General features: G+C 68.5%; 8 protein-coding genes. 6 read left to right on the forward strand and 2 right to left on the reverse strand.

Annotated features, from left to right (window positions below):
- Positions 1–87: 87 nt before the first annotated feature.
- From RDV84_RS09085 to RDV84_RS09105, 5 genes are all read left to right on the forward strand, one after another.
- The gene (locus tag RDV84_RS09085) at positions 88–360 is read left to right on the forward strand and encodes a metal/formaldehyde-sensitive transcriptional repressor (RefSeq protein ID WP_057949354.1); all 273 of its coding nucleotides are present in this window, start codon (positions 88–90) and stop codon (positions 358–360) included.
- A gap of 86 nt (positions 361–446) precedes the next feature.
- Positions 447–1,556: an S-(hydroxymethyl)glutathione dehydrogenase/class III alcohol dehydrogenase gene (locus RDV84_RS09090; RefSeq protein ID WP_309153707.1), complete on the forward strand. Its 1,110-nt coding sequence runs from the start codon at positions 447–449 to the stop codon at positions 1,554–1,556.
- 7 nt (positions 1,557–1,563) lie between these two features.
- The gene (locus tag RDV84_RS09095) at positions 1,564–1,875 is read left to right on the forward strand and encodes a hypothetical protein (RefSeq protein WP_078996934.1); all 312 of its coding nucleotides are present in this window, start codon (positions 1,564–1,566) and stop codon (positions 1,873–1,875) included.
- A gap of 10 nt (positions 1,876–1,885) precedes the next feature.
- The gene (gene fghA / locus RDV84_RS09100; RefSeq protein ID WP_309153145.1) at positions 1,886–2,716 is read left to right on the forward strand and encodes an S-formylglutathione hydrolase; all 831 of its coding nucleotides are present in this window, start codon (positions 1,886–1,888) and stop codon (positions 2,714–2,716) included.
- Positions 2,717–3,151: 435 nt separating this feature from the next.
- Positions 3,152–4,576 (forward strand): zinc-dependent metalloprotease family protein, encoded by a 1,425-nt coding sequence (locus tag RDV84_RS09105; RefSeq protein ID WP_309153146.1) that lies wholly within the window; start codon positions 3,152–3,154, stop codon positions 4,574–4,576.
- A 144-nt stretch (positions 4,577–4,720) separates the two neighbouring features.
- Here the strand turns inward: RDV84_RS09105 and RDV84_RS09110 are convergent, their stop codons facing one another.
- Together RDV84_RS09110 and RDV84_RS09115 are read right to left on the reverse strand one after the other, a co-directional pair.
- The gene (locus tag RDV84_RS09110; RefSeq protein WP_309153147.1) at positions 4,721–5,872 is read right to left on the reverse strand and encodes an efflux RND transporter periplasmic adaptor subunit; all 1,152 of its coding nucleotides are present in this window, start codon (positions 5,870–5,872) and stop codon (positions 4,721–4,723) included.
- On the reverse strand, positions 5,869–9,087 hold the full coding sequence (locus tag RDV84_RS09115; protein ID WP_057949350.1) for an efflux RND transporter permease subunit: 3,219 nt from the start codon (positions 9,085–9,087) through the stop codon (positions 5,869–5,871). The genes RDV84_RS09110 and RDV84_RS09115 overlap by 4 nt, the downstream gene beginning before the upstream one ends.
- A 573-nt stretch (positions 9,088–9,660) precedes the next feature.
- Here RDV84_RS09115 and RDV84_RS09120 point away from each other — a divergent pair.
- On the forward strand, positions 9,661–10,623 hold the full coding sequence (locus RDV84_RS09120) for an AraC family transcriptional regulator (RefSeq protein WP_250448877.1): 963 nt from the start codon (positions 9,661–9,663) through the stop codon (positions 10,621–10,623).
- Positions 10,624–10,781 lie beyond the last annotated feature (158 nt).

Genomic DNA, 10,781 nt, shown 5'->3' on the forward strand with positions numbered 1-10,781 from the left:
TTGCGCCGCTCCTACAGGAAGGCCATGCGCGACGGTACGATCTGATACTATCCCCCAGTATCCAGCGACACCCCACCGGAGCCCGCCATGCCGCACTCCCCCGCAGAGAAAAAACTCGTCCTCGCCCGCGTGCGCCGAATCAAGGGCCAGGCCGAGGCGCTCGAGCGCGCGCTCGAGGCCGGCAGCGAGTGCGCGGCGGTGCTGCAGCAGATCGCGGCGATCCGCGGCGCGGTCAACGGTTTGATGTCGCAGGTGCTGGAAAGCCATATCCGCGAGGAGCTCGGCCAGGCCGTGGCCGATCGCGGGCGCGAGGCCAGCATCGACGAGATCGCCGCGCTGGTGCGCTCGTACCTGAAATAACGCTTCACCACGACTTGCGCGACGCTAGCCGCGCGCTTCCGCTTCCACCTCCCGCCACCAGGAGACCATCGCCCATGAGCCGGGTCATCAAAAGCCGCGCCGCCGTCGCCTTCGCCGCCGGCGAACCGTTGAAGATCGTCGAGATCGACGTGCAGCCGCCCAAGGCCGGCGAAGTGCTGGTGCGCATCCACGCCACCGGCGTGTGCCACACCGACGCGTTCACCCTCAGCGGCGACGATCCCGAGGGCCTGTTCCCGGCCGTGCTCGGCCACGAGGGCGGCGGCGTGGTGGTCGAGGTCGGCGAGGGCGTGACCAGCCTCAAGCCGGGCGATCACGTGATCCCGCTGTACACGGCCGAATGCCGCCAGTGCAAGTTCTGCCTGTCGGGCAAGACCAACCTGTGCCAGGCGGTGCGCGCGACCCAGGGCAAGGGCCTGATGCCCGACGGCACCACCCGCTTCAGCTACGAAGGCCAGCCGATCCACCACTACATGGGCTGCAGCACCTTCAGCGAGTACACCGTGGTGCCGGAGATCTCGCTGGCCGTGGTCAATCCCGAGGCGCCGCTGGAGAAGGTCTGCCTGCTCGGTTGCGGCGTCACCACCGGCATCGGCGCGGTCCACAACACCGCCAAGGTCCAGCCGGGCGACAGCGTCGCGGTGTTCGGCCTCGGCGGCATCGGCCTGGCGGTGATCCAGGGCGCGGTGCAGGCCAAGGCCGGGCGCATCATCGGCGTGGACACCAACGCGTCGAAGTTCGAACTGGCGAAGAAGATGGGCGCGACCGACTGCGTCAATCCGAAGGACTCCGAGCGCCCGATCCAGGAAGTGCTGGTCGAGATGACCGACGGCGGCGTCGATTTCAGCTTCGAATGCATCGGCAACGTCGAGGTGATGCGTTCGGCGCTGGAGTGCTGCCACAAGGGCTGGGGCGAGTCGGTCATCATCGGCGTGGCCGGCGCGGGCCAGGAGATCAAGACCCGTCCGTTCCAGCTGGTGACCGGGCGGGTGTGGCGCGGCACCGCGTTCGGCGGGGTCAAGGGCCGCACCCAGCTGCCGGGCATGGTCGAGCAGGCGATGAGCGGCGAGATCGACCTGGACCCGTTCATCACCCACACCTTGCCGCTGGAGCGGATCAACGAGGCCTTCGACCTGATGCACGAAGGCAAGTCGATCCGCACGGTGATCCACTTCTGAGGCGGCGATGAAGAACGTCCAGGTCGTCGACGGCGCGATCAACTGCGTCTACGACGTGTTCGCGCTCGACGATGCGGATTTCGCGTTGCTGTTCCCGCCGGGCCAGGACGTCGCCTTCATCGACGAAGTCCTGGCGCGGCATCCGCCGGCCGCGCTCGAACCGGTGTTCGAGCGTTTGTGGCGCAACCGCGTGCCCAAGCGCGAGGTCGTCGGCCTGCATGGCCTGCTGTTCTACCAACTCGACGAAAAGAAGCCGTTCTATCCGCAGCGCGTGGACGAACTGGCGGTCAATCCGAACGGATCCAAGCTGCGCCGCTGAGAGAGCGAACATGGAAAAAATCGAATCCCACGGCTGCTTCGGCGGCCGCCAGCAAGTCTGGAGCCACACCGCCACCACGCTGGGCTGCACGATGCGTTTCGGCGTCTACCTGCCGCCGCAGGCCGAGAGCGCCGATTGCCCGGTGCTGTACTGGCTGTCGGGCCTGACCTGCAGCGAACAGAACTTCATCACCAAGGCCGGCGCGCAGCGGTATGCGGCCGAGCACGGGGTGATCCTGGTCGCGCCCGACACCAGTCCGCGCGGCGAGAGCGTTCCCGATGCGGAAGGCTACGACCTGGGCATCGGCGCGGGCTTCTACCTCAACGCGACCCGGCCGAAGTGGGCGCAGCACTACCGCATGTACGACTACGTGGTCGACGAACTGCCGGCGCTGGTCGATGCGCACTTCCCGACCACCAGCGCGCGCGCGATCAGCGGCCATTCGATGGGCGGGCACGGCGCGTTGGTCATCGCGCTGAAGAATCCGGGGCGCTACCGCAGCGTGTCGGCGTTCTCGCCGATCGCCGCGCCGTCGCAGTCGCCGTGGGGCGAGAAGGCGTTTTCGGCGTATCTGGGCGAGGATCGCGAGGCGTGGCAGGCGTGGGACGCGACGGCGCTGGTGCCGGGCGCGCAGGAGCGGTTGCCGTTGCTGATCGATCAGGGCGGCGACGATGAGTTCCTGGCGAACCAGCTCAAGCCGGAGCTGTTGCGAGCGGCGTGCGAAGCGGCCGGGCATCCGCTGCAGTTGCGGCTGCGACCGGGGTACGACCACAGCTATTACTTCATCTCGAGCTTCATCGGCGAGCACCTCGCGCATCACGCCAAGGCCTTGTGCGGCTGAGGTTGACGACATCGCCGCGTGCGACAAGAGTCGTTCGTGCGATGGGGCGGCGGTGGAAGACGGGAGGCTATAGAAGCCCCGGGCTCCATCCTTCGCGGGGCGACGCCGCGCGGGCTTGGCGGGCGTCCCGCCAGGCCCGGTGCCGTCACAGGTCGTTATCCCTGCGAAAGCCGGGAGTCATTCCTGCTTGGCCCGCTATCGGCATATCGTAAAGATGACGGGAATGTGGCTTGCGAGGCGTCGAGCACGCGCTGTCTGCATTCGATATGCCACCAGGCGCAGAAAGTAAGAAGAAACTAAGCGGCTAATTCTTTCCTCGCTGCCGATCTGCAGTTTTGCGAGCAGTTCCGCATTGCGACCTTCTTCGAACGACTAGGTTGTCTGCGATACAGGATCGTCGCTTCGCGCCTAGCCCATCGTACGAGGAAAAACCATATGCGCATCATCATCAATGCATGGCCGTATGTATTGGCTGGGCTGTTGGCCGCGCCTGTCTCGTCCGCATTCGCCGTCGAAGACGTATCTTCCAATCTGGTGCGGATGCCGGTGGCCGAGCAGCGCCTGTCGGCCCGCGACCTCGCCTATGTCCAGCGTCAGCGCGAGGACCGTTCGATCGACTGGGTGACTTTGGTGCGTATCGATCCGCGGGTGCTGGAACTGGCGAAGTTCGAAATCGATCTGCACGACCGCAAGGTGGTTGTGCGCAAACAAGCTCTTCCGGAAAGCTTCGGTCCCAGGCCCGATCTTTGGCGGGGGCGCGCTGCGTTACCTGGCGATCCGCCGCAGTGGGATCCCGGCACTCTGCGCGACGTGAGGCTGTACAGGTTGGAGGGGGGCGGGATCCGGGGTTCTATATACATCGGCGATATCGTTTATTTGATACGCCCGTTGTCGCATGGAATCCATGCGCTGATCCGACAGGATCTTTCGCGGCTACACAGTGAAAAAGACGATGTCGGAGATCGCTCCAGGCCGGTAAAGCGCCCGCAACCCTCTTCGTTGAAGCCGTCTGCGGTATCGGAATCGATGCAAATGGAAACGGTCCGCGTGGCGGTTGGCTATACCGCGGCTGCATTGAACGGCGATCCGCTGGAGACGATGTTCGCAGATGTCAAAGAGTCGATTGATGTCGCTAACGAAAGCTTTACGGCCAGCAACATCGCGTTGCGCCTGGAGTTGGCGGCGTGGGCTGACAGCGCAGGCTACGCCGAGAGTGGTAACGGCAGCGACATACCTGCAGCTTTGGCCGCCCTGGTCGAGGGGCCCGACGGCACGCTGTGGCTACCGCATGCGGCTCGCGATGGCGAAAATGCCGATCTGCTCGCGATGGCGGTCGGCGCTGGAAACGATGCCATCTGCGGACAAGCGCAGCAGGTGGGAGCGAGCAAGGACACCGCTTTATTCGTGTTCAAACGCGGCTGTTTGCCGTCGCACACCTTCGCTCATGAAGTGGGCCATCTGCTCGGCGCCGACCATCAGCCCGGCGCGGCGCTCGATCCGCCGGTGTTCGCCTACGGTCACGGATTCCAGCGCCTGCCGGCGGAGGGCGTCGCGGGCTGGAGCACGTTGATGGCGACCGATTGTCCGCCGCAGCGCTGCCCACGGCAGAACTTCTGGTCGTCGCCGCTGCGGCAGCATCAGGGCGAGGCTGCAGGTTCCGTGGACACGCACGACAACGCGCGCGTGCTGACCGAGAACAAGGCACGGGTGGCGGCGTTCTATCCGCCGCCGCAAGCAACCAAAGGGGTGCGTGCCGGTGGTGCTGCTCCGCGCTACGTGCGCGCTGCCGGCCCTGACGGCCCTGACGGCCGGGCGATGCGTGCGATCGCCGAAGAACCGCGGCTCCGCATGCCGCAGTAGCGGCGCCGCAGTCGCGTCGGCGGCTTCGAAACGGGCCGTCGCCCGGACCGCTGACCGCTGACCGTTGTCCCTTCCCACGCTCGCGGGAGAAGGTGGTCCGAAGGACTCGTTCCTGCGAAAGCAGGGAGCCGGATCAGGGCTGCTTCAGGACTTCTTGGCCGCAGGCGGCGGCAGCGCCTTCGCGCTGACCTTGTTGCCCTCGGCCAACAACGCATTCGGCGCCAGCACCACGGTGTCGCCCGGGGCGATGCCGGTCAGCACTTCGATCTCGTTGCCGAGGTTGCGGCCCACGGTCACGTCGCGATACGTCAGCGTCGAACCCGGCGTCACCGTCGCCACCTGGGTGCCGGCGGCGCGCTGCACGACGGTCGAGACCGGCAACACCACCGCCGTCGCCGCGCGCGGCAGGTGCAGGCGGGCGCTGCCGACCATGCCCGCGGGGATGCGGCCGTCGGGGTTGGGCAGGCGCAGTTCGGTGCGCATCACGCCGGCGTCGCGCGACAGCGCGCGGGCGCTGCGCGCGACTTCGGCCTGGAACACCTGGCCGGGCAGTTCGGGGAAGCTCACTTCGGCCTGGAGGCCGTTGCTGATCTGCAGCGACACGTTCTGCGGCACGTCCACGACCACGCGCAGCGGGTCGAGCACGGCGACTTCGAACATCGGCACGGTGGCGGTGGCCGAATCGCCGACCACGCGGTCGCCGCGCTCGATGTTGCGCGCCACCACCACGCCGGCGAACGGCGCGCGCACCGCGGTGAAGGACTGCCGCTCCAGCGCCGAGGTCAGCCGCGCCTGGGCGGCGTTGCGCGCGGCCACGGCGACATCGAAGTTGCCCTTGCGGTCGCTGAAGTACTCCTTCGACACCGCGCCCGAGCCGATCAACTGCTGCGCGCGCTGGTAGTTGACCTTGGCCAGTTCTTCGTCGGCGTTGGCCTGGGCGAGCACCGCGCGCGCCTCGCGCACGGCCTGGTCGATTTCCGGCGCGGAGATCGTCGCCAGCACCTGGCCGGCGCCGACCTTGTCGCCGAGCTCGGCCTTGCGTTCGCTGACGAAGCCGGTCGCGCGCGCGTACAGCGCCGCCGATTCGCCGGCCTGGGCGCGCGCCGGCAGGCTCAGGTCGTAGACCGGCTCGGCGGCCTTGGCCTTGACCGTGAGCACTTCGGGCGTGGCCGGCGCCTGCGCGGTCTCTGCTTCGCTGCGGCCGCAGCCGGTGGCGGCGAACAGCACGAGGCCGGCGACCGCGGCGCTCAGCGCGGCGCGCGGCAGGGGAGCGAGGGTACGGAGGGGGCGGTTCATGCGTTGACTCCAGCGGGGGCGCCGGCGCCCGGGGCGGCGGCGGGGAGGTTCGTGGCGGCGGCGTCTTCGTCGCCGGCCGGCTTGCGGCGGCGGCCGACGACGGCGAGGATCGAGGGCACCAGGATCAGCGTGGCCGGGGTGCCGAACAGCAGGCCGCCGATCACCGCGCGGCCCAGCGGCGCGTTCTGCTCGCCGCCGTCGCCCAGGCCGATCGCCATCGGGACGATGCCCAGGATCATCGCGCTGGCGGTCATCAGCACCGGGCGCAAGCGCACCGCGGCCGATTCGTACGCGGCCAGTTCCGGATCGTGGCCGTCGGCGATCAGTCCGCGCGCGAAGCTGGTCACCAGCACCGAATTCGCGGTCGACACGCCGATCACCATCATCACGCCCATCAGCGCCGGCACGCTCAGCGGCGTGCCGGTCACGAACAGGCCGATGGCGGCGCCGGCGATGGCGATCGGCAGGCCGGACATGGCCACCGCCGGCTGGATCCACGACTGGAAGTTCACCACGAGTACCAGGAATACCAGGATCGCGGACATCACCAGGCCCGCGGCCAGTTCGCCGTAGGCGTTCTGCATCTCGCCGGCCTGGCCGACGATTTCGATACGGTTGCCGGGCTTGAGCTGGCCGTTCAACTCCTTGGTGATCGCGCTGAGCTTGTCGTAGACCGAGCCCAGGTCGGTGCCTTCGACATTGGCGATGACGCTGATGGTCGGCGCCAGCGTGGTGCGGGCGATGCTGGCCGGGACCTTGCGCGGCACCACCGTGGCGATGTTGCGCAGCAACACCGCTTCGCCGTTGGCGCCGATGCGCAGCGGCGAATTCATCAGCTGGTCGATGTCCTGCATCTGGGTCAGCGGCGCCTGCACCTGCACGGTGTACGCGATGGCGTTGACGGTGTCGGTCCAGTACACCGGCGAGACCGTGCCGGCCGAGCCGAGCACCGCCAGCACCGCGCGCGCGGCCTGCTGCGGGTCCAGGCCGAGCTGGGCGGCGCGGGTGCGGTCGATCTTGACCTGATACTCGGGCAGGTCGAGCACCTGGCGCAGCGAGATGTCGACCGCGCCGGGCACCTGGTGCAGGCGCTTCTCGATCTCGCGCGCCAGCGCCATGTTGCCGGGCACGTCGCGGCCGATCAGGCGCACTTCGAACGCGGCCGCGGCGGAGCCGGCAAGGGTGCGGCTGGTCGCGTCCGGCGGACGCTCGAACAGCTTGACCTCGGGGAAACGCTCGGCGATGCGCTTGCGGATCTTGACCAGGTAGTCGTGGCTGTTGGCGTGCGGCGAGCGCAGCTGCAGCATGATCTCGGCTTCGAACGAACCGACCACGGTGCTGTCGACCAGCGACAGGTTGATCGCGTCGGGCACGCCGATCTGCTCGTACACCGTCTGCAGTTCGTTCGGCGGGATGATCGCGCGTATCTCGCGCTGGATCTCGCTGAGCTTGGCCGCGGTCTCCTCCAGGCGGGTGCCGGTCGGCAGCCGCACCTGCAGGCGCAGCTGGCCGGCGTCGACCTGCGGGAAGTATTCGCGGCCCAGCGACATCGCCGCGCCGGCGCCGAGCGCGAACACCAGCAGCGCGGCCACGGCCAGCACGCCGCCGTGGTGGCCGAGCTTGACCAGCAGCGCGTGGTGCTTGTCGCGCAGCGAGTCGAGGCGATGTTCGACCTTGTGGTTGACGTTGAGCAGCAGCTTTTCCGGCGCCCAGCGCGGGTTGGCGCGGCTGCGGATGTCGGCCGGCAGCAGCAGGTAGCACAGCACCGGGATCAGCGTGCGCGAGAGCAGGAACGAGGCCAGCATGGCGAAGATCACCGCCAGCGCCAGCGGAGTGAACACCCAGGCCGACAGGCCGGTCATCAGCAGGATCGGGGTGAGCACGATGCAGATGGAGATGGTCGAGACCATTTCCGGGAACACCACTTCCTTGGCGCTGTCGATGATCGCGGTGCGCACGTCCTTGCCGAGCGCGATGTTGCGGTTGGTGTTCTCGACGTCGACCACCGCGTTGTCGACCAGGATGCCGATCGCCAGCGCCAAGCCGCCGAGGGTCATCACGTTGAAGGTGTAGCCGAGCAGATGCAGCATCGCGACGGACGCCAGCAGCGCCAGCGGGATCGCCGACAGCACGATCAGGCTGGAGCGCCACGAGCCGATGAACACCAGCACCACCAGCGCCACCAGCAGGCCGACCAGCACCGCTTCGTGCTCGATCGAGCCGATCGCGTTGTCGACGAACACCGACTGGTCGAAGATCGCGTGGATGCGCGTGCCCGGCGGCGCCGATGCTTCGATTTCGGGCAGGCGCTCGCGCACCGCGCGCACGATCTCGACCGCCGAGGCGCCGCCGAGCTTGATCAGCGCCACCGACACCGCGCTGGAGCCGTCCATGCGCGCCACATTGGTCTGCAGCGCGCCGCCGTCGCGGACCGAGGCGATGTCGCGCACGTAGATCACGGTGCCGGCGCGCGAGGCCACCGGGATGTCGAGGAACTCGCTGGCGGTGGCCGGGCTGGTGTCGATCGAGATCTGCATCTCGCGCGCGCCTTCGCGGATCGAACCCGACGGCAGGGTCGGGCTGCCGCGCTCCAGCGCCGCGGTCACGTCGGCCGGAGTCAGGCCGTAGGTCTGCAGCCGCGAGGGATCCAGGTCGACCATGATCTGCCGCGGCGCGCCGCCGTACGGCAGGGTCATGCGGATGCCGGGGATGGTCTGAATCTGCGAGCGCAGCTGCAGGCGCGCGTAGTCGTAGAGCTGGGCCTCGGTCAGCGAATCCGACGACAGCACCAGTTGCAGCACCGGCGTGGAGGAGACGTTGTTGCGCACCACCAGCGGCGGCGAGGTGCCCGGCGGCATGCGCCGCAGGATCGTCTGCGAGACCGAGGTGATCTGCACCAGCGCGCGGTCGAGGCTGACCGTGGGCTGGAAGTCGATACGCACGATGCTGGCGCCGTTGAGCGTCTCCGAGCGGACTTCCTTCAGGTCGTCGACGGTGTTGAGGATCGCCGCCTCGGAGAACGAGGTCATCTTGGCGGCGACGTCGGCGGCCGGCAGGCCGCTATAGGTCCACACCAGGTTGACCGATGGGATGCCGACTTCCGGCAGGATGTCGGTCGGCATCTTGCGCGCCGACAGCACGCCGAACAGCAGGATCAGGATCGCCAGGACGCCGATGGTGTAGCGGCGGCTCAGGGCGTATTGGACTATCCACATCGTGTCAGTTTCCGACGGCTGGATGAGTGGTGCGAAGTCTCCACGCAGCGCGGCCGTCGCGCAGCCGTACCGCGTGGAATGATTCGTATGCGTGCCGCAACGCTGCGGCGGATGCGTGGCCGGCAGCCGCGGCTTCGGCGCGTGCCGACGTCGCAACTGTAGGCGGCGCGTACATACGCGAGGCTGTCGCCGCGCTGACAAATTCGTCAGGCGCGCCGCGCCGGCGATGTCGGCGGGCGGCGGCGGATCGAACGCGTGGGGGCTGGCGTGCCTCGCTGGCTGGGCGGATCGGCGGCGCTCGCGCGCCGGCCCGCCGGCGGCTCCGGGCCGGCGCGCGGGCCGCGGCCGCCGCCGTCGCGCGCGACGGGACACCGGGCCGCCGCCCACCGGACCGCCTGCGCAGGGCGCAGCTCGAACCGCTGGGGGAGCGCGATTAAGGTAGGCCCGAAAGCGCGGACGCGTTAGTACATTACTGCCGCATCCTTGCACGATCCTGCAATTCGGCCGAAGCGGCACAGTCTCAGGACAGATTCATACCGATAATCGTGTCACCCCGACCGCCCACGGGAAGCCATGAGCGCCAGCACTTCCGCCGATACCATCGCACAGCGCGGGCATTGCGCCCAGCAGGCCGAGTTGGTCGACCGGATTGCCCGATTGACGGTCGCCGGCGACGGCGTCCACGGCACCGACGTGCGCCAGCTGCACCTGATCCGGATGGACCGGCCGACCGAGTGCTCGCCGTCGGTGTACGAACCGCGGCTGTGCGTGGTCGCGCAGGGACGCAAGGTGGTGACGCTGTCCGATCGCGTCTATCACTACGACCCGCTCAACTACCTGGTGGTGTCGGTGACCTTGCCGATGATCGGGCAGGTGGTCGAGGCGACGCCGGACAAGCCTTACCTGTGCCTGCGCATCGACATCGATCCGGCCGAGATCGCGCGCCTGATCGTCGATGCCGGCCAATCGCCGCCGGGCGAGCGCTCGCGCGAGGCGCGCGACGGCGTCGGCATGGACCTGGGCCTGTACGCGGCGCGGGTCAACGCGACGCTGATGGACGCGGTGCTGCGGTTGATGCGCCTGCTCGATACGCCGCAAGACCTGCCGGTGCTGGCGCCGATGGCGTTGCGCGAGATCTTCTACCGCGTGCTGATGGGCGACCTCGGCCATCGCCTGCGCGCGCTGGCGCTCAACGACAGCCGCTCGCACCGCATCGCCAAGGCGGTGACGATGCTGCGCCAGCGTTACCTGCTGCCGCTGTGCATCGAAGACCTCGCCGACGAACTGCACATGAGCACTTCGTCGCTGCACCATCAGTTCAAGGCGGTGACCACGATGTCGCCGTTGCAGTTCCAAAAGCATCTGCGCCTGCACGAGGCGCGCCGGCTGATGATGATCGACGGCATGGAGGCGGTGGCCGCGGCGCACCGCGTCGGCTATGAGAGCCCGTCGCAGTTCTCGCGCGAATACAAGCGCCTGTTCGGCGCGCCGCCGCGCGCGGAAGTGAGCCTGGCGCGCGGCTTGCCGCTGGGCTGAGGGTGACGCCGCGCCGAGGCCGGCGCGATCGTTTCCGGCGAAACCGTTTCGTCCGCCGCGCGGTCGGCGTCGCCTGGGTTTCTTCGCGCGCGGCATGGCCGCGGCGCACGCGGCGAGCGCTGTGCTTGCAACGCACCGCCGCGCGATCCCCCCAGTGC

The sequence above is a fragment of the Lysobacter yananisis genome, assembly GCF_031199375.1.
Classification (GTDB): domain Bacteria; phylum Pseudomonadota; class Gammaproteobacteria; order Xanthomonadales; family Xanthomonadaceae; genus Lysobacter; species Lysobacter yananisis.